The sequence below is a fragment of the Pseudonocardia thermophila genome (genome assembly GCF_900142365.1).
Lineage (GTDB): Bacteria > Actinomycetota > Actinomycetes > Mycobacteriales > Pseudonocardiaceae > Pseudonocardia > Pseudonocardia thermophila.
On sequence record NZ_FRAP01000031.1, the window covers coordinates 1 to 18,126 of the forward strand.

An 18,126-nucleotide genomic window follows, 5' to 3' on the forward strand; every position below is an offset into this window, starting at 1 on the left:
CGAACTTCCTGGCCCACGGCAACAACCAGATGAACAGCTGAGCGGACAGCGCCTCGTCGGGCACCACGTGCGAACGCGTGGTGCCCGACGCGTTCTGCGGGGGTCACGTTCGCGTTCGTGCCGAGTGGGCCGGGTCCGCAGCGGCCGCGACGGCCGCGTCCCACATCTGCATCGTGCGGCGAGCGGTGCGGCGCAGTTCCCGCCGGGTGGCGCCCTCTGCGGCCCGCACGGCCATGCCCTGCACCACGGTGTCGACGAGCGCGGCCGTCTCGCGGGGACCGAAGGGGATCGGTTCACCGCGGTCGGCCGCAGCCCGAAGGACCCGTTGCAGGTCGGTCAGGCGGGCGTGCGTGGCTCGGGCGAGGAACTCGGCGACGTCGGGTTCGTCGGCGGGGCAGGTGAGTGCGGCGCGGGTGAGCAGACAGCCCGGTGGGCGGTCGGGCCGGGTGAACAGGTCGGCCTGGGCGAGCAGCATCGCCTCGACGGCGGCCCGGGCGGTGGGTGCGGTGGTCAGCGCCGCGGCCGGGGCGGCGCCGTCGGTGGTCAGGTAGCGCTGGGCGGCCTCGATGAAGAGCGCGGACTTGCTGGTGAACGCCCCGTACAAGCTGGGCGGGGTCACGCCCATCGCCTCGGTGAGCTGGCCGATCGAGGCGTCGCGGTAGCCGTGGCGCCAGAACACCGCCATGGCCTTCTCCAGTGCGGCTTCGCGGTCGAAGGAGCGGGGCCGACCCGGGCGCCTGCGCTCACCCGTGGGTTTCATAGTAGTCACTACATTACCTCTTGTGTCCCACGACGTCCGCCCGTAGGTTTCGTAGCGTTCGATTATGAATGTTCGATACAGAAAGGTGGCCTGATGGGTGCGGGTGTCCGCAAGGTGACCAGCGACGACGAGCTGGAGTGGTACCGGCGCGGGACGCAGGAGCTGCGGCTGGCCGACGCCATCGGCGAGGCCGACGGTGCGGCGATGACCGTGGGGTTCGCGCGGTACGCGGCCGGGGAGGCGAACGACTGGACGATGAGCTACGACGAGGCCCTGATCGTGACGAAGGGGCGGTTCGCGGTGGACGGACCCGAGGGCACGGTCGAGGCGGCCGCCGGCGAGGTGATCTACCTGTCCGCCGGCACGCCGCTGGTGTACCGGGCGGTGGAGGACAGCGAGCTGGTGTACGTGTCGCATCCGCACTGGTACCGGGCCACGCTGGAGTCGCCGCACGCGGCCCGGCTGGAGGAGTTCGCGCTGGAGTCCCGGCCTGCCTGACCTGGCCCGCTCGGTGCGTCGTGCGGTCAGTCCTGCGACGAGTCCTCGGCAACGGGACCGAGACCGAGGAGCAGGGCGCACGCCGGCCGCGTGGTGGGATCGTCGAGATCCATCCCGGACACATCCGCGATGCGCCCCAGCCGGTAGCGCACGGTCGTGGGGTGCAGTCCCAGCGCGGCTGCGGTGGCGGGCACGGAGCCGCCTGTGTCGAGGTAGGCGCGCACGGTCGCCGGGGCGTCGCGAGGTCGCTGTTCGCCCTCGACCCGGTGCCGTGGCGCCGGCTCACCCGGCGGCTACGGGGCTCGGACGACCCGCGGAACCGCGCTGCGGCGGGGGGAGCGTGCTGGCGCACGTCGACGAGGGCGTCGGGCCCGTGTGCGACCACGTGGTGCCCGACGCTGGCGCCGGCCCGAACCGCGCCTCGCCGACCGCGGTCAGCTCGTGGCGGCGGCGGTCTGGAGCGGTGCTCCGGGGTGGGCGTTGCCGTCCGCGTCGAAGGAGACGCCGGCGAGGCCGTCCCACGTCGGTGCCTCCGTGCGGAAGGCGACGTAGACCTTCTGCCGGCTCCACTTGACGACGTCGAGGCAGATCTCGGCGATCTGCTCCTCGGTGAAGTGGCGGCGCAGTTCCTCGCGCAGGTCCGGCCCGGCGTCACCAGGATAGAGGATCATGGCGTCGGCCAGCCGCAGCGCGGCCTTCGCGGCCGGGGGGAGGTCGCTCTGCTGCCATCGGCGGATCTTGTCGACCACGGCTTCGTCGACACCGGCCGCGACGGCGTCGGTCGCCCGCAGCGCCGCGCATCGCCGGCAGTCGTGAGTCTGGGCGCAGCGCAACCGCACGATCTCGGTGATGTACGGATCCACTGTGCGGGCGCGCACGGCCGCGCGGGCGTAGTCCGCCAGCAGGTCGTCGAGCGGGGTGCCCCAGTCCGGGCGGCTGTGCCCGCCGGGCAGGGCGATCCGAGGGGCCGAGCCGGCTTCAGAGGACGACACGGGCGACCATCTCCAATCGCTGCACCTGGTCCATGACGAAGAGGGCGTTGACGAAGTCGTAGACCTGCCGAGGACTGCCGAACTCGAGCAGCTTGTCCACGTCCGCGTCGCTGATCGAGCCCACCGAGAGCACGTACTGCTCGGTGAAGGCGAGGTGGGCGCGTTCCGCGTCGGTGAACAGCGGCGAGTCCCACCAGGAGTCGAGCGCGGCGAGCTTCGCGGGATCGACGGCCGTGGCCGGGCTCGAGACCTCGCCGCCGAGCATGTGGGCGAGGCGGTGGTGGCACAGCTGCAGGATCGATGGATCGGTGCTCGCCGCGGCCTCGGCCTCCGTGGCGAGGAGGCTGGCCGTGGTCTCCGGGTGGAGAGCCCGTAGCCGCTCGACGACCGCACCGTCCATCCAGCTGCTCCTCTGCAGTCCTCGTCGCCCGCGGTGCACATGCCCGAGGGATGCCGGAGCACGCTCGCGCACCATTGCTGTTGTCGACGATTCATACTTCTGTTGTCGACGATTCATACTTGCCGTCAGTCGGTCCGGGCAAGCCCGGTTCCGGCCGGTGATCGCGGCGTCGGGCGGTCGGTCCTGCCGCGGCGTGGGGCGCGCGGAGACCGGGGAGCCGATTCCGCGGCGTCTCCTCGACCGGCGGTCCAGCGGAGAACGCCTCGTCGACGCCCTCGGCGCGAGATCGGGGCACGACCCTCTCGCCCGGCCCGGGACGCGTGCACGGACGGTCGGCCGGCGACGCCCCGCGGCGCTGCGGGACCTCGTATGGCGCTGGTCACACGGTGGGCAGAACGTCCTGCGCCGTCTCCAGGACCCTGGCGAGCGCCGGATCGACGTCGCCGTCCCGCCACAGCAGGAACACCGTGATCGGCGGGAGGGGGTCGGCGATCTCGGCCACGTGCACCCCCTCGCGCGGGAGGTGGGACACCGCGCTCGCCGTGGTGAAGTGCAGTCCCACCCCGGCCGCGACCAGTGCCAGGCTCGTCCAGGAGTCCGGCGCGGTCTGGGCGAACCGGGGAGCGAACCCCAGCGCCTGACAGCGCGCCACCAGCAGCGATCGCACGACCGAGCCCGCTGATTCCGGCAAGGCGACGAACGGCTCGTCGCGGAAGTCCTCGAAGCGGACCGCGGCGCGGTGGGCCAGGCGGTGCCCCGCTGGCACGGCGACGACGCACCGGTCCGTCGCGAACCCCCGGGACGCCACGCCCGCCGGCGGGCCGATGAAGCGGGCGATCGCCAAGTCGCTGTCGTGGTGGAACAGGTCGTCGACCGCCGAGGTGCCGTAGCGGCCGGGCAGGAACTCGAGCCTGATCAGCGGGTCCCGCTCACGGACGGCGCGGGCGAGGGCGCCCACCGCGACGTGCGCGGACGGTCCGGCGAACCCGATGCGGACCCGCCCGCTGCGCCCTTCGTGCGCGGCGACGGCCGCGGAGCGGGCCTCCTGCTCGAGGGCGAGCATCCGCGTGGCGGGTTCGAGCAGCGCGGCACCGGCCGCCGTCAGCTCCACCCGGCGGGTGGTGCGGCGGAACAGCGGTGTGCCGAGGTCCTCCTCGAGCGCGCGGATCGTGCGGCTGAGGTAGGGCTGGGCCAGGTGGAGCCGTTCAGCCGCGCGGCCGAAGTGCAGCTCCTCGGCGACGGTGGTGAACGCCCGCAGCTGATGCAGCTCCACGCAACCCCTTTCTTGCAGTTCCGTTAACAATAGCCGCCTATTAGGTCTTGGACGTGGTGGTAGTGCGCCCTGCAGCATCGGGCTGTGAACGAGTCAGCCGTGTCGTCCGAGGACTTCCAGGTGATCCTGCGCCAGGTGCGCGACTTCGTCCGCAAGGACGTGGTGCCGCGGGAGAACGAAATCATGCGGGAGAACGCGGTACCGGAGGATCTCCGCCGGGCTGCGGCGGAGATGGGTCTGTTCGGCTACGCGATCCCGGCGGAGTGGGGTGGGCTCGGCCTGGATCTGACCCAGGACGTCGAGCTGGCGATGGAGTTCGGGTACACCACGCTGGCGCTGCGGTCGATGTTCGGCACCAACAACGGGATCGCGGGTCAGGTCCTGGTGGGGTTCGGCACGGATGAGCAGCGCACGACGTGGCTGGAGCGCATCGCTTCCGGCGAGGTGATCGCCTCCTTCGCGCTCAGCGAGCCCGGGGCGGGCTCCAACCCGGCGGGGCTGCGCACCCGGGCCCGCCGCGACGGCACGGACTGGGTGATCGACGGTGCCAAGCAGTTCATCACCAACGCCCCGATCGCCGACCTGTTCGTGGTGTTCGCCCGCACCCGGGAGCCGCAGCCGAAGGACCCGGGCATCGCCGTCTTCCTCGTCCCGGCCGACACGCAGGGCGTCAGCGTGGGCCCGAAGGACGCGAAGATGGGCCAGGAGGGCGCGCTGACCTCGACCGTCACCTTCGACGACGTGCGCGTGCCCGCCGAGGCGCTCGTCGGCGGGGACGAGGCCGCCGGCTACGCGGCGGCGATGACGTCGCTGGCCCGCGGCCGGATCCACATCGCCGCGCTGGCGGTGGGCACGGCCCAGCGCGCGCTCGACGAGTCGGTCGCCTACGCCGCGAACAACACCCAGGGCGGAGTGCGCATCGGCGACTTCCAGCTGGTGCAGGCCATGCTCGCCGACCAGCAGACCGGCGTGCTCGCTGGCCGCGCCATGGTGCGCGACGCCGCCCGCGCCTACGTCACCGGACAGGACCGGCGCATCGCGCCGTCGGCGGCCAAGCTGTTCTGCACCGAGATGGTCGGCCGGGTGGCCGACCTGGCCGTGCAGGTGCACGGCGGTTCCGGCTACATGCGCGAGGTCCCGGTGGAGCGCATCTACCGCGACGTCCGCCTCCTGCGGCTGTACGAGGGCACCAGCGAGATCCAGCGGCTGATCATCGGCCGCGGGCTCGTGCGCGCCGCCACCGCCGGGTAGCAGCTCGTGCGGCGGCACTCCGGCGCCGGCACGGCCGGGACCGGCGCCGGGCTCCACCGCGCCCTGCCCGGGTAGGAGCGGCCTGGCAGGACGCGGTGGATTCAGGTCTGTCCGCAAGGGCCGCAGCGGCGACGCGGACTCCCGGCCGAGCGAGGCAGCCGAGCACGCACCGGGGCCGGTACGGCCGCGGCGCCACCATCTGACGGGAGCCGTCATCGGGCTGATGCCGACGCAGATGGCGCCGAGATCCCCGTAGGTCCATCGGGCAGTCGAGGAACACCGGACGGAGAACTGGAGATCAAAGACGTGGTCTTGTGCCCGAGGGTGACGTCAACCGTTATCCCGCCGTTCGGCACGGCACCTGACCTGTGGCTCGGTTGATTCCGCGACCGCCTGTGGTCTGTTCAGGTCTCCGCCGGATCGCCGAGCGACGCGCCCTGGTGGGCTGTTGGCGGTGTCCTCGTCGCCTTGATCCTCGCGGCCCGTCGCGCGGCCGGCGCCGGCCGACACGGAGCGCGTCGATCGCGTCGGTCGCCACGCTGAGGTACCAGCGCCTCGGGGGTGGTCCGCCATCGCGGACTCCCGTTTCCGCGGACGGGCGCAGCATCCTGCCGCACGTGCCGGATAAGGACTTCCGCCTGTGCGGCCGCGGAAGGAGATCCGCTGCTGGACCCCGCAACCGCAGGTAAGAGCTGGAAGGGTGCGCTAAGGATATGCTCACCTCAGTTTGAGTGGACGGGTGAGGAGTAGCGCATGCGCGTGGTTGCGTTCGGGTACATGACCTGGGGACGGCGCACCATCGAGGCGGTGCTGGCGGCGGGTCACGAGGTACCGCTGATCGTGACCCACCCGGACAGCGACAACCCGTACGAGAAGATCTTCAACGAGTCGGTGGCCGAGCTCGCCGCCGATCACGCCATCCCCGTGCTGGTGCGCGAGCGGGCCGAGGACGAGGAGGTGCGCACCGCGATCGCCGAAGCGCGCCCGGACATCATGGTCGTGTCGAACTGGCGGACCTGGCTGCCGCCGGAGGTGTTCACGATCCCGCGGCTGGGCACACTCAACGTGCACGACGCGCTGCTGCCTGCCTACGCCGGGTTCGCGCCGCTCAACTGGGCGCTGATCAACGACGAGCCCGAGGTCGGCGTCACCGCGCACATGATGAACGCCGACTTCGACGCGGGTGACATCATCCTGCAGCGCTCCACCCCGGTGACCGACGACGACACCGTCGTCGACCTGTTCGACCGCACGCTGGCGATGTTCGGGCCGATCACCGTCGAGGCGCTGGAGCTGATCGAGTCGGGAAGGGCGGCGCCGGTACCGCAGAACCGGCGCGTGGCGTCGTACTTCCACCGGCGCGGCGACGAGGACAACCGGATCGACTTCACCTGGCCCGCTCGCGACATCTTCAACCTGGTGCGGGCCCAGGTCGATCCGTACCCGAACGCCTACTGCTACTACGGCGAGCAGCGGCTGCGGGTGCTCAAGGCGTCGGTCACCGAGGACGCGATCGGCGGCACCCCGGGCCGGATCGTGATCCGCCGCGGCACGGGTGTGGTCGTGGTGGCGGGGGCGGACGCCTGCAAGGGCCGCAACCCCGGCCTCGTGCTGCACCGGCTGCGCACCGACGACGGCCGCGAGTACGACGCCGCCGACGTCTTCGAGCGCATGGGCGGCTACCTGACCAGCCACCCGCGCCCGCCGTCCTGACGACAGGGCCGCGACCGACGATCCGGGAGCCTGCTTGGGCGACTCCACGCCGCGCGTAGGCGTCGAACAGCGCCATCGTGCGGTTCCCCGGGGCCAGCTGACCGTCTCGGTCCGGGGCGTTCGGCCGGTGTCGACAGTGGGTCTCTTCTTCGCGGTTCGGGGCCTTGTGGCAGGAGCCGCCGGACCAGCCCTGCGCCTGCCCGCGGAACTCCTGCTTCCGGCGATGGCGTCGACGGGACCGGCGAGGCGAGCCCACGGTGACCGCGGTCCGTGGATCCGACGCCGCGGCGCCGGATCCAGCGGGGTGGGCTCAGAGGGACGCGAGATCGGGGCGCCGGTCGAGCACCCCACAACGGGCCGCGATCGACTCGGCGATCTCGCCCGCTCGCACGGAGACGTTGGAGAGCAGCGTCGAGGAGATGCCGTGGCTGTGCTCGGTGGCGCCCTGCACGTAGATGCCGGCCTCGACGGCCGGCTTGGTGCGGATCCGGTAGTCCCGCTCGATCTGCAGGTGGCCCGCGTCGTCGCGCAGGCAGTCGTCGGCGAGGTCGCCGAGCAGGCTGCACGGGTCGATCGGCCGGTACCCGGTGGCGTAGACGACGAAATCGGCGCGCATGACCTCGCGGCTGCCGTCGAGCAGCGACTCGACGACGAGTTCGACCTGCGGCTCGCCGGTCGCGTCGTCGACGGGCACGACGTCGGCGATCCGGCTGACGTTGAGGAAGCGCAGCCGCTCCCGCCCGGTGACCTTCTCGTAGTAGTGGCGCCGGTAGAGCGCCTCGATCAGCTCCGGGTCGACCACTGAGTAGTTGGTGTTGGCGTGGTAGCGCAGGATCAGGCTCTTCGTCTCCGGCCGGGAACCGAAGAAGACGTCGACCGCGTCGGGGTCGAAGATCCGGTTGGCGAACGAGGAGTCGTCGGCCGGGCTGTAGCCGTAGCGACTGAACACGGCGCAGACCTCGGCGTCCGGGAACGTCCGGTGCAGGTGATCGAGGGCCTCGGCGGCGCTCTGGCCCGCGCCCGCGACGATCACCCGGCGCGCGTGTCTGACGGTGCCGATGTTGTGGAGCAGGTGGTGGCTGTGCCAGACCCGCTCGCTCGGCTGCACGCCGGGCGGCAGGTGCGGGCGCAGCCCGGTCGCGAGCACGACGTTGCGGGCTCGCAGCACGCGGCCGCCGTCGGTGTGGACGTCGAGCAGCTCCGGCTCGCCGGGGACCGCGGTGATCCGCTCGACGCGGGTGCCGTAGTCGACGCGGTCGGTGAAGCGGGCGGCGGCCCACTCCAGGTAGTCGTGGAACTCCATCCGGGTCGGGAAACAGCTGCCGTAGTTGATGAAGTCGACCAGCCTGCCCCGCTCCTTCAAGTAGGCCAGGAAACTGTACGAGCTGGTCGGGTCGCGCAACGTCACCAGATCTTTCAGGTACGAGATCTGCATCGTCGCGTCCTCGAGGAGCATCCCGCGGTGCCACCCGAAAGCCTGCTGCCGCTCCAGGAACCGCATCGACAGCGGCAAGCCCTGTTCTTCGACGGCGATCGCCAACGCCAGGTTCGACGGCCCGAACCCGACCCCGACCAGGTCGTGGACACGACCGTCCGACGCTTGAGGCATCGTCTCCCTTTCCCGACACGACAGATATGTATGTCTATCCTTATCTGAGGAAAGCCTAAGCTCAAGGTCTGGTCGGGTGTGGTCGACACCGCCCTACGGTCATGGAGGGGATTCGATGCCGCGATTCACCTTCGGGGGCGACTGTTGGGCGGCTCCGTTCGTGTGCATCGACGCGCCGCTCTGCACGCATCGCTGCTGTTCTTCGGTCTCGTCAGGCGGGCGAGGTGTTCGTGCCCGTCCTCAGCGGTGGTCGACGTGCGGTGACGACCGGCGATCCCCGTGGCGTTGATCACGTGGTGCTGGGTGTCCCGACGAACGACCGATTCGGCGCGTGGCAGGCCCGGGTCGATGCGACCGCTCCGACCAGGGGCTGCGGACCGGTGAACCCCGTCAGGACCTCGTCGCCGACCACGCCTCCCACAGCGCCGCGTAGTGCCCACCAGCCGCTACCAACGCATCGTGCGCACCGATCTCCACCATCCGGCCCGCGTCCAGCACGACTACCCGGTCTGCGCTGACGGCCTGGGTCAGTCGGTGCGCCACCACCAGCGCCGTGCGCCCGGCGAGGGCCCGGTCCGCCGCGGCTTCCAGAACCCGCGCGCCCGTGCTGCCCGCCTCTGCAGTGGCTTCGTCCAGGATCGCCACCGGTGGATCGGCCAGCACGAGCCGGGCGAGCGCGAGCTGTTGCGCCTGTGTCGCGGTGAGCGGGTGCGCACCCTCACCGACTACGGTGTCGAGGCCGTCGGGCAGCTCGTCGACCCACTCGAGCGCGTCCACGGTGGCCAGCGCGTCGCGCAGCTGCTCGTCCGTGGCGTCCGGCTGGGCCAGGCGCAGGTCGTCGGCCAGGGTGCCGACGAAGACATGCACCTCCTGGGTCACCAGCGTGACGGTGCGGCGGGTCAGCGCGGGCCCGAGCTCGTCGAGCCCGACGCCGCCGAGGCTGATCGATCCGCCGGCCGGGCGGTGCACCCCGGCGATCAGCTTGGCCAGCGTGGTCTTGCCCGCGCCGCTCGCCCCGACCAGCGCCACCCGCTCGGTCGCCCGGATGTCGAGGTCGACGCCGTGCAGGACGGGATGGTCCGAACGGTAGGCGTGGCGCACGTCGGCGACCTTCACCGAGCCGTCCCTCGGCAACGCCTTCCGGTCGGGCTCGCCGGGCACGGGCAGCTCGGCGACCCCGACGATGCGGGCCAGGCTCGCGCCCGAGGCGAGCGCGTCGTCGATGGTGACGAGCGCACTGCTGATCGGCCCGAACAGGGAGTGGAAGTACAGCGCCGCCGCAGTGGCCTCGCCCGGGGTGACCGAGCGGTTGGCGACCAGGAGGAACCCCGTCACGAGCACCGCCGCGAGGCCGACGAACTCGGCGAGGTTGAGCCGGGCGTAGAAGCGGGTCATCAGGTGGATCCCGCGCAGCACCAAGTCGACGGCCGTGGTCGAGCGGGTGCGGACCCGGTCGACGTGGTCGTCGGCGAGCTGGAACGCGCGCACGGTGGCGGAACCGCCGATCGTGTCGAGCAGCTGCTGCTGTAGTGCGCCCTCCGCGACCCGTTGCCGGGCGTAGACGGGTCCCGCGGAGCGCACGTACCAGCGTGCGGTGTGGATCTGGATGGGCACGGCGAGCAGTGCGACCGCCAGGAACCGCCAGTCCAACGCGCCCATGGCCACGAGCGTCAGCGCGATCGTCAGGCCCGCCTTGGTGAGCTTGGGCACGGCGCCGCGGACGGCCTCGCCCACGACGGCGACGTCGCCGGTGACCCGGGTCGTCAGGTCGCCGTCGCCGGCCTGTTCCACCTGCTCCAGCGGCAGCGCGAGCGCGCGTTCGACGAACTGCTCGCGCAGGCTGGCCAGCAGCCGCTCACCGAGGCCGACGAGCATCGCCGTCCCCGTCGTGGTGAGCAGGCCCGCCATCACCGCGGCCACCGCGATCGCGGTCGCCGGGCCGAGGATCGCGACCGAGCCCGCCTCCTCGACCACGGCGTCGACGATCCGCCCGAGCAGCGGGGACACGAGCAGACCGACCCCGCTCCCGGCGATCAGCACGACCAGCGTGACGACCGCGCGCCACCGATAGGGACGCAGCAGCCGGCGCACCGCGGCGACCGTGTCGGCGCCGGAGGCCACCGGGAGCAGCATGCGCCCGGCCGGGGCCGCCGGGTGCACATCCCTCACATCAGTGCTCGACTCAGCGCTCATGTCAGCACCGCCGCCCGGTATTCGGCATCGGACTCGACCAGTTCGGCGTGGGTACCGACCCGGCGCACCCCCTCCTCACCGATGACGACGACCCGGTCGGTGACGGCGAGCAGTGCCGGGCTGGTCGTCGCCACCACGGTCGTGCGCCCGTGGCGGACCCAGCGCAGCGCGCCCGCGATCCGGGATTCGGTGACGGGATCGACGGCGGTGGTCGGGTCGTGCAGCACGAGCACCGGGCGATCGGCGGCCAGCGCCCGGGCGAGCACCACCCGCTGGCGCTGACCCCCGGACAGTGAGCGGCCCTGCTCCCCGATGGTGCTGTCGACGCCGTCGGGCAGGGTGCGGGCCACCTCGTCGGCGGCCGCGGCCGCGAGCGCCTCGCCGGCGCGGCCGGCGGCTGCGGCCGCGGTGACGTTGTCCAGCAGGGTGCCGGAGAAGAGCACGGCGTCGTGCGCCGCGACGAGCACCGCGGCCCGGACGTCGGCCGGGTCCAGCTCGGCCAGCGGCACGCCGTCCAGCTCGACGGTGCCCTGCTCCGGGTCGGCCTCGCGAGCGAGGCAGGCGAGCAGCGCCCGGACGGCGGGGGCGGGCGCGACGATCCCGATCAGATCGCCGGGGGCGACGTCGAGATCGACGTCGCGCAGGGCCCCGCGGGTCACGCCGCGCAGCCGCAGCGCGCCGCGCACCGGCTCCGGCAGGGCGGCGGTCCCGGCCCGTACCGCGGGCGGGGCGGACAGCACCGCCGCGATCCGTGCGGCCGACGCGCGCGCCTGCGCGAACTCGACGGTCGTCCAGGCCGCCGTCGACAGCGGGATCTGCAGGAACGTCGCCAGGCCGACGGTGGAGACGAGATCGCCCACGCTGATCGCGCCGTCCGCGGCCAGCATGCCCCCGACCAGTGCGACGACGGCGATGAACACCCCGGTGGAGGTCTCCACGACCCCGCCCTGGGCGGCGTAGGCGCGGGCGGTGCGCAGCGTCGCGGCCAGCGACGCCCGGCTGGTGCGGCGGTACCGCTGGACCGCGGTGCGTTCCGCGCCGAGCCCCTTGAGCACGCGCAGCCCGGCCACCAGGTCCGCCGCGACGCCGGACGCGTGGGCGGCGCGCTCCTGCTCGGCCTCGCTGCGCCGCTCCAGCGGCTTGCTCGCGAAGTGGGTGAGCAGCAGCAGCGGGGGCATGCCGAGCAGGACGAGCAGCCCGAGCGGCATCGAGATCGTCAGCAGGACGGCAGCGCTGACCAGCGCTGCAGCGATCGCGGCGAGGCCGAACGGCAGGGCCACGTCGGTCGTGCCCACCCGTTTCGCGTCGCTCGTCGCGATGTTCACCAGCTCGCCCGAGAGACGGCCGGCGTCCGCGCCGCCGTGGTGGTGCAGCACCCGGCCGGTCAGCTGCAGCCGCAGATCGTGCTCGGCGTTCTCCGCGGCCCGCTCGGCAGCCCGCACGCCGTAGCGGTAGGAGAACGACAGCAGCAGGAAGTCGGCGGCGAGCACCCCGATCCACAGGGCGAGCCCGCCGAGCGACCGGTTGGTCACCGCGACGTCGACGACCACACCGATCAGCACCGGCGCCATCGCCGAGCCGGCCTGGTGGCCGATCGCGAGCAGCGTGCTCCGGGCCACGTCGCGCCACTGGCCGTTCACCGCGCGGCGCAGCACTGCGGCACCCGTCACGGGTGCGCCGGACGGGCCGCTCACGGGGTCTGCACCCGGTTCCGGCCGAGGGGGACGACGGACGGCGTGCCGGTGACCGGATCGGGCACGACGAGGCAGCGCAGCCCGAACACCTCTTCCACCAGCTCCGCGGTGACGATCTCCGCCGGTGGGCCCTCGGCGACCACGGCGCCGTCCCGCATCGCGATCAGGTGCGTGCCGTACCGGGCCGCGTGGTTGAGATCGTGCAGCACCGCGACCAGCGTGCGGCCTGCCTGGTGCAGATCGGTGAACAGCTCCAGCAGCTCGATCTGGTGCGTGATGTCCAGGTAGGTGGTCGGCTCGTCGAGCAGCAGGATCCCGGTCTCCTGGGCGAGCGCCATCGCCACCCACACCCGCTGGCGCTGCCCGCCGGACAGCTCGTCGACCAGCCGCGACGACAGCTCCAGCACCGACGTGGCCTCCATCGCGCGGCGTGCCGCCTGCTCGTCCGCCTCGGTCCACTGCCGGATCAGCTTCTGGTGGGGGTAGCGGCCGCGGGAGACGAGATCGGCGACGGTGATCCCGTCGGGTGCGGTCGAGGTCTGCGGTAGCAGACCGAGGCGCCGCGCCACCTCCTTGGCCCGGTAGGAGTGGATGTCCGCGCCGTCGAGCACGACCTGCCCCGCGCTGGGCTTGACCAGCCGGGCCAGGCCGCGCAGCAGCGTGGACTTGCCGCACGCGTTCGGGCCGACGATGACCGTGAACGACTCGTCGGGGATCGAGACCGTGAGGTCCCGGGAGATCACCCGCCGGTCGTAACCCAGGGTCGCGGCGTCGACGTGCAACCGCGGCCCGGTGGACGCCGTCGATCCCGTGCCACGATGGTCGCGCCCGATGGTGGGGTGCGGCGCGGCGTCGGGCAATCGGTCCTCCCCATCTCGCGGTTGCCCCTGGGCAGAAGACAACTTAGCCTAAACTAACTCCCGGCTGATACGGTCTCCCGCGGATCGCGGCTCGAGATCGACACGAGGCTCGAAGAGGGGTTCGCGGATGATCCCGTGACGGGGCGCGGGCGTTGGGCATCGGTCGGGCGTACCGCCTGCCGTGGCGTGGGGACCGGCAGTCGTCGGCTCCGGGGGGGGGGTGACGCCCTCTGCTGCCCACCTTCGCGTGCCCACGAGCGCCTGCCTGCCCGCCGACCACCGAAGCGCGGTCCGGGTGCGCCCGGCTGCGCACCCGCCGACACCGCGGCACCGACCGAAGGAGACGATGGTGAAGAACCCGTTCGACGACGACGAGGGCCTCTTCTACGCCTTGGTGAACCACGAGGAGCAGTACTCGCTCTGGCCCACGTTCAAGCCGGTGCCCGGCGGGTGGACGATCGCCTACGGAGCTCCTGACGGGCGGCCGCGCCAGGAGGTGCTCGCGTGGATCGACGAGCACTGGACAGACCTGCGGCCGAAGTCCCTGCGCGACGTCATCGCGCAGCACGAGTCCGCCGCCCGCTGAACCCCGCCGCCCGACCGAACGAGAGGCCGTTCGATGCTCCGCACCGTGCTCGGCAGCAAGATCCACCGCGCCACCGTCACTCAGGCCGACCTGCACTACGTCGGCTCGATCACCATCGACGAGGACCTCGTCACTGCTGCTGGCCTGGTCGAGGGCGAGAAGGTGCAGGTGGTCGACATCACCAACGGCGCCCGGCTGGAGACCTACGTCATCACGGGGCCCGCGGGGAAGGGGGGCATCTGCATCAACGGTGCCGCGGCGCACCTGGTGAAACCCGGCGACCTGATCATCATCATGTCCTACCTGCTCGCCGAGGAGGAGGAGCTGCTCGGCCACGAGCCGCGCATCGTGCACGTCGACGCGAACAACCGCATCGTCGAGCTCGGGCAGGACCCGGCCGAGCCGGTCCCGGGTGCGGTCCGTCAGCTCTCGGCGCGGGGTGCCTGACGTGGAGCCGCTCCTGCTCGACGGGTTCGTTCCGTACCCGACCGATGTGGCCGAGCGCTACCGCCGCGTCGGCTGGTGGAGGGACGAGACCCTCCACGAGGTGTTCTTCGCCTCCGCCGGCCGCAACCCGGGCAAGACCGCGGTGGTGCACGACGACGAGACCCTGACCTACGGCGATCTCGCCGACCGCATCCTGCGGGTCGCCGCGGGCCTGTCCGGGCTCGGCATCGGCCGGGGCGACCGGGTCGTGGTGCACCTGCCGAACGTGCCCGCCTTCCTGATCGTCGTCTACGCGCTGTGGGAGGTTGGCGCGATCCCGATCTTCGCGCCCGCGGCCCACCGGCGCACCGAGATCACCAACTTCGTCGAGCGCGCCGGCGCCCGCGGCTACGTCACCGTCGCGGAGCACGACGGCACGGACCTCACCGCGCTGGCGGCCGAGCTGGTCGCGGCGCACCCCGGGCTGGTCACGATCGTGCTTGACCCCGGCGGGCGCGGCCCCGAGCTGGACCGGCTGCTCGCCAACGCCCCGCTCACCCACGAGCGCCGCTCGCTGCCCCAGGACGTCGCGCTCCTGCAGACCTCGGGTGGCACGACGGGCCGGCCCAAGCTGATCCCGCACACGCACGAGACGTACTGGCACTCCGTGCGGCTGAGCATCCCGCTGTGCGGGATCGGCCCGCACTCGGTGCAGCTGATCGCGGTGCCGATCTGCCACAGCATGGCCGTGCGGTCCCCGGGCTGGCTGGGGGTGTTCGCGTCCGGCGGGACCGTCGTGCTCGCCCCGAACGGCAGCCCCGACACCGCCTTCCCGCTCATCGAGAAGTACGGGGTCACGCAGGCCTCGATCGTCCCGCCGCTGGTGATGGCCTGGCTGAACTCCTCCTCGATCCGGGGGAAGTTCGACCTGTCCAGCCTGCACTCGCTGCACGTCGGCGGGGCGAAGCTGCCCAGGGAGGCCGCCCGGAGGGTGCGGCCCGAGCTGGGGGCGATCCTGCAGCAGGGCTTCGGGATGGCCGAAGGGCTGGTCAACTACAACCGGCTAGACGTCGACGAGGAGACGAGCGTGACCTGCCAGGGGCTGCCCGTCTCACCCGGCGACGAGCTGCTGGTCATCGACGATGACGGCGATCCCGTGGGCCCTGGCGAGCCCGGGCACCTGCTGACCCGCGGGCCGTCCACGATCCGCGGCTACTTCCGGGCCCCCGAGCTGAACGCCTCGGCGTTCACCGAGGACGGCTTCTACCGCACGGGCGACATCATCCGCCGGGACGAGCGCGGCTACATAACGGTCGTCGGGCGCTCGAAGGACCAGATCAACCGCGGCGGCGAGAAGGTCGCGCCGGAGGAGGTGGAGAACCTCATCCTGGCGTACGAGGGCGTCCACGACGTCTCGGTGGTCGGCATCGAGGATCGGGTGCTGGGGGAGCGGGTCAAGGGGTTCGTCGTGCTCCGTGAGGGCGTCGACCCGTCCACGGTGACGCTGGCCAGGATCCGGGCGCACCTGCGCGAATGCGGCCTGGCGGCGTACAAGATGCCGGACGCGCTGGAGATCGTGGAGGAGTTCCCGCGGACCGCCTACGGCAAGATCAGCAAGCTGATGCAGCGCCAGGCGTAGTCCCTCAGCGGCGCCGCACCTCGTGGACGATCAGCCACAGCAGGTAGGCACCGCCGAGGACCACCGTGACCACCCCGACCGGCAGCGCCACCGGGAGCACGTGCAGGGCGACGAGCTCCGCTCCCGCCAGCAGCACCGCCCCGGTGAGCGCGGCCGGCAGGACGGCCACCCCGGGGGTCCGGCACATCCGGCGGGTGATCTGCGGCGCGGCCAGCGCGACGAACGCGATCGGCCCCGCCGCGGCCGAGACGACGGCGGTCAGGCCCACCGCGATCACGATGACGGCGAGCCGCAGCGGCTCGGTGCGGGTCCCGGTGGCGCGGGCGGCGTCGTCACCGAGCTCCATCTGCCGCATCGGGTGCCCGAACGCCGTGAGGACGATCATCAGGGAGAGCACCACGCCGCCCCCCACCAGCACCTCCCGCGGCCCGATCCCGGCGAGTGAGCCCGCGCCCCACGCTGAGGCAGCGATCGCCACCTCGAGATCGGCGGTGAGCATGAGCCAGGTGTTGAGCGAGGTCAACATCGCCGACACCGCGATCCCGACGATGATCAGCCGGAACCCCTGCATGCCGTTCCGCCAGGCGAGCAGGTAGATCGTCGCCGCGGTGACGATGCCGCCGACGAACGCGCCCGCGGTCTGCTGCAGGTAGCTGCCGTGGACCAGGATGATCACGATCACCGCGCCCGTGTAGGCCCCCGACGAGATCCCGATGATGTCCGGGGACGCGAGCGCGTTGCGGGTGAGCGATTGGAACACCGCACCCGCGGCCCCGAGCGCCGCGCCGAACAGCACGGCCGCAACGGCGCGGGGCAGCCGCCATTCGAGCACGACGATGCGGGCGAACCCAGCGCGGGAATCGCCGGTCAGTGCTGCCCACACCTGAGCCGGGGTGAGCGGGAAGTCGCCGAGCGCCAGCGCGGCCGCCGTGGCGGCGAGCGCCGCCGCGGCCAGCAGCGCGCACGTGATCACCGTGCGGGCCTGCCAGCGCAACGCGAGCCCGCCGCGGCGCAGGACCCACGTCCGGCGCCCGAAATCCACAGACGTCACAGGGCAGCACTCACAGGGCAGAGACTCTCCGGCGGCGGACGAGCAGGACCAGGATCGGCGCGCCCACGAACGCCATCACGATGCCCACGGGCAGTTCGCCTGGCCGCATCACGGTGCGCCCAACGACGTCGGCGGCCGTGAGCAGGGCCGGGGCCAGTAGCAGGGTGCCGCCGAGGATCCAGCGTTGATCGGGCCCGACGATCCAGCGCACGACGTGCGGCGCCATGAGCCCGACGAACCCGATCGGCCCGGCGATCGCGGTGGCGCCGCCGGCGAGCAGTGTGACGGCGACGACGACGATCACCTGGGTGCGGCCGATGTGCACACCCAGCGAGGTCGCGAGATCGTCGCCGAGCGCGATCGCGTTGAGCGGCCCGGCCACGGCGATCGCGAGGATCACCCCGGCCACGAGGAACGGCAGCACCGGCAGCAGCACGTCCCAGCCGCGGCTGGCGACGCTGCCGGCGTTCCAGTTGCGCATCTGCTCGAACGTGTGCCGGTCGAGCAGGGTCATGGCGCTGACGACGCCGAACAGGATCGAGCCGAGCGTGACGCCGGCGAGCGTCAGCTGGATCGGGTCGATACTGCCGCGGCCCGCCGAGCCGACGGCGTAGACGACGACGGTCGCGAGCAGCGCCCCGGCGAACGAGAACCAGACGTACTGGCCGGGCGACGACAGATGGAACACGGCGATCCCGAGCGCGACGAACAGGGCCGCGCCCGCGTTCACCCCGAGGATCCCCGGGTCGGCCAGCGGGTTGCGGGTCAGCGCCTGGATGAGCATCCCGGCGACGCCGAGCGCGATCCCGGTGGCGAGCAGCACCGCCGTGCGCGGCACGCGCAGGCTCCACACGACGTAGGCGTCGCCCTCCCCGGTGTCGTGCAGCAGCGCGTCGAGGACGCCGGCGAACGGGATGTCGCGCGATCCGACCGCGATGCTGGCCAGCAGGAGCAGGACCAGGAGCGCGAGGGCGGCCAGCAGGCCGATCACCCGGCGGCGGCGCAGCGGCACCACGGTGCCGTCGGTCACCGTGCCGCCGGTCACCGTGAGGTCCACCTAAGTTAGTTTAGCCTAGCCTTGTGATTCTCGTGGGCTCTGGAGCCTTGGTCTGGCGCGCCGCTGCCCAGGCTGCGTCCTCGGGCCGGACGGTCGACGCGGTCGTGCATCCCCGGAGAGAGGC

Annotated in this window: 17 protein-coding genes; 6 read left to right on the plus strand and 11 right to left on the minus strand. The window is 72.3% G+C overall.

The annotated features are described in order from the left end of the window. Window positions 1-103: 103 nt before the first annotated feature. Window positions 104-760 carry a TetR/AcrR family transcriptional regulator gene (locus BUE41_RS28410; protein ID WP_073460437.1) on the minus strand — a complete coding sequence of 219 codons (657 nt, stop codon included), beginning with the start codon at window positions 758-760 and terminating at the stop codon, window positions 104-106. Between the two features lie 93 nt (window positions 761-853). On the opposite strand from BUE41_RS28410, the gene BUE41_RS28415 reads away from it, so the two are divergent. Beyond that, the gene (locus BUE41_RS28415; protein ID WP_073460438.1) at window positions 854-1,258 is read left to right on the plus strand and encodes a cupin; all 405 of its coding nucleotides are present in this window, start codon (window positions 854-856) and stop codon (window positions 1,256-1,258) included. A 26-nt stretch (window positions 1,259-1,284) separates the two neighbouring features. On the opposite strand, the gene BUE41_RS28420 is transcribed toward BUE41_RS28415, so the two are convergent. From BUE41_RS28420 to BUE41_RS28435, 4 genes are all read right to left on the minus strand, one after another. Continuing rightward, complete coding sequence (locus BUE41_RS28420; RefSeq protein WP_073460439.1) at window positions 1,285-1,482, minus strand: helix-turn-helix domain-containing protein; 198 nt, start codon at window positions 1,480-1,482, stop codon at window positions 1,285-1,287. Window positions 1,483-1,692: 210 nt separating this feature from the next. Then, on the minus strand, window positions 1,693-2,250 hold the full coding sequence (locus BUE41_RS30975; RefSeq protein WP_073460440.1) for a carboxymuconolactone decarboxylase family protein: 558 nt from the start codon (window positions 2,248-2,250) through the stop codon (window positions 1,693-1,695). Beyond that, the gene (locus BUE41_RS30980; RefSeq protein WP_073460441.1) at window positions 2,237-2,650 is read right to left on the minus strand and encodes a carboxymuconolactone decarboxylase family protein; all 414 of its coding nucleotides are present in this window, start codon (window positions 2,648-2,650) and stop codon (window positions 2,237-2,239) included. The genes BUE41_RS30975 and BUE41_RS30980 overlap by 14 nt, the downstream gene beginning before the upstream one ends. Window positions 2,651-3,029: 379 nt before the next feature. Continuing rightward, the gene (locus BUE41_RS28435) at window positions 3,030-3,923 is read right to left on the minus strand and encodes a LysR family transcriptional regulator (protein WP_073460442.1); all 894 of its coding nucleotides are present in this window, start codon (window positions 3,921-3,923) and stop codon (window positions 3,030-3,032) included. 99 nt (window positions 3,924-4,022) lie between these two features. Here BUE41_RS28435 and BUE41_RS28440 point away from each other — a divergent pair, with 99 nt between their 5' ends. Both BUE41_RS28440 and BUE41_RS28445 read left to right on the plus strand, forming a co-directional pair. Next, window positions 4,023-5,174 carry an acyl-CoA dehydrogenase family protein gene (locus BUE41_RS28440; RefSeq protein WP_200804148.1) on the plus strand — a complete coding sequence of 384 codons (1,152 nt, stop codon included), beginning with the start codon at window positions 4,023-4,025 and terminating at the stop codon, window positions 5,172-5,174. Between the two features lie 753 nt (window positions 5,175-5,927). After that, window positions 5,928-6,887 (plus strand): methionyl-tRNA formyltransferase, encoded by a 960-nt coding sequence (locus BUE41_RS28445; protein ID WP_073460444.1) that lies wholly within the window; start codon window positions 5,928-5,930, stop codon window positions 6,885-6,887. 310 nt (window positions 6,888-7,197) lie between these two features. Here BUE41_RS28445 and BUE41_RS28450 read toward each other — a convergent pair whose 3' ends face one another. The 4 genes from BUE41_RS28450 to BUE41_RS28465 form a co-directional block, all read right to left on the minus strand. Beyond that, complete coding sequence (locus BUE41_RS28450; RefSeq protein ID WP_073460445.1) at window positions 7,198-8,496, minus strand: lysine N(6)-hydroxylase/L-ornithine N(5)-oxygenase family protein; 1,299 nt, start codon at window positions 8,494-8,496, stop codon at window positions 7,198-7,200. A gap of 390 nt (window positions 8,497-8,886) precedes the next feature. Beyond that, window positions 8,887-10,689 carry an ABC transporter ATP-binding protein gene (locus tag BUE41_RS28455; protein ID WP_234997638.1) on the minus strand — a complete coding sequence of 601 codons (1,803 nt, stop codon included), beginning with the start codon at window positions 10,687-10,689 and terminating at the stop codon, window positions 8,887-8,889. Further along, window positions 10,686-12,383, minus strand: a complete 1,698-nt coding sequence (locus BUE41_RS28460) for an ABC transporter ATP-binding protein (RefSeq protein WP_234997639.1) — start codon at window positions 12,381-12,383, stop codon at window positions 10,686-10,688. The genes BUE41_RS28455 and BUE41_RS28460 overlap by 4 nt, the downstream gene beginning before the upstream one ends. Then, window positions 12,380-13,216 (minus strand): ABC transporter ATP-binding protein, encoded by an 837-nt coding sequence (locus tag BUE41_RS28465; RefSeq protein ID WP_073460456.1) that lies wholly within the window; start codon window positions 13,214-13,216, stop codon window positions 12,380-12,382. Before BUE41_RS28465 ends, BUE41_RS28460 begins: the two co-directional genes overlap by 4 nt. 373 nt (window positions 13,217-13,589) lie before the next feature. Between BUE41_RS28465 and BUE41_RS28470 the strand changes: the two genes are divergently transcribed. The 3 genes from BUE41_RS28470 to BUE41_RS28480 are packed head-to-tail and all read left to right on the plus strand — an operon-like array spanning window position 13,590 to window position 15,894. Continuing rightward, window positions 13,590-13,829 carry an MbtH family protein gene (locus tag BUE41_RS28470; RefSeq protein WP_073460446.1) on the plus strand — a complete coding sequence of 80 codons (240 nt, stop codon included), beginning with the start codon at window positions 13,590-13,592 and terminating at the stop codon, window positions 13,827-13,829. A 33-nt stretch (window positions 13,830-13,862) separates the two neighbouring features. Continuing rightward, on the plus strand, window positions 13,863-14,276 hold the full coding sequence (gene panD, locus BUE41_RS28475) for an aspartate 1-decarboxylase (RefSeq protein ID WP_073460447.1): 414 nt from the start codon (window positions 13,863-13,865) through the stop codon (window positions 14,274-14,276). A 1-nt stretch (window position 14,277) separates the two neighbouring features. After that, complete coding sequence (locus BUE41_RS28480; protein WP_234997640.1) at window positions 14,278-15,894, plus strand: (2,3-dihydroxybenzoyl)adenylate synthase; 1,617 nt, start codon at window positions 14,278-14,280, stop codon at window positions 15,892-15,894. Window positions 15,895-15,898: 4 nt separating this feature from the next. Here BUE41_RS28480 and BUE41_RS28485 read toward each other — a convergent pair whose 3' ends face one another. Further along, window positions 15,899-16,945 carry a FecCD family ABC transporter permease gene (locus BUE41_RS28485; RefSeq protein WP_084756040.1) on the minus strand — a complete coding sequence of 349 codons (1,047 nt, stop codon included), beginning with the start codon at window positions 16,943-16,945 and terminating at the stop codon, window positions 15,899-15,901. Window positions 16,946-16,955: 10 nt separating this feature from the next. Next, window positions 16,956-18,002: a FecCD family ABC transporter permease gene (locus tag BUE41_RS28490; protein WP_234997641.1), complete on the minus strand. Its 1,047-nt coding sequence runs from the start codon at window positions 18,000-18,002 to the stop codon at window positions 16,956-16,958. Between the last annotated feature and the right edge of the window lie 124 nt (window positions 18,003-18,126).

What these genes read in the sequence shown, in the direction of transcription:
- BUE41_RS28410 (WP_073460437.1), bottom strand. Translation starts at nt 760, where the DNA reads ATGAAACCCACGGGTGAGCGCAGGCGCCCGGGTCGGCCCCGCTCCTTC.
- BUE41_RS28415 (WP_073460438.1), top strand. Translation starts at nt 854, where the DNA reads ATGGGTGCGGGTGTCCGCAAGGTGACCAGCGACGACGAGCTGGAGTGG.
- BUE41_RS30980 (WP_073460441.1), bottom strand. Translation starts at nt 2,650, where the DNA reads ATGGACGGTGCGGTCGTCGAGCGGCTACGGGCTCTCCACCCGGAGACC.
- BUE41_RS28445 (WP_073460444.1), top strand. Translation starts at nt 5,928, where the DNA reads ATGCGCGTGGTTGCGTTCGGGTACATGACCTGGGGACGGCGCACCATC.
- BUE41_RS28450 (WP_073460445.1), bottom strand. Translation starts at nt 8,496, where the DNA reads ATGCCTCAAGCGTCGGACGGTCGTGTCCACGACCTGGTCGGGGTCGGG.
- BUE41_RS28455 (WP_234997638.1), bottom strand. Translation starts at nt 10,689, where the DNA reads ATGAGCGCTGAGTCGAGCACTGATGTGAGGGATGTGCACCCGGCGGCC.
- BUE41_RS28470 (WP_073460446.1), top strand. Translation starts at nt 13,590, where the DNA reads ATGGTGAAGAACCCGTTCGACGACGACGAGGGCCTCTTCTACGCCTTG.
- panD (WP_073460447.1), top strand. Translation starts at nt 13,863, where the DNA reads ATGCTCCGCACCGTGCTCGGCAGCAAGATCCACCGCGCCACCGTCACT.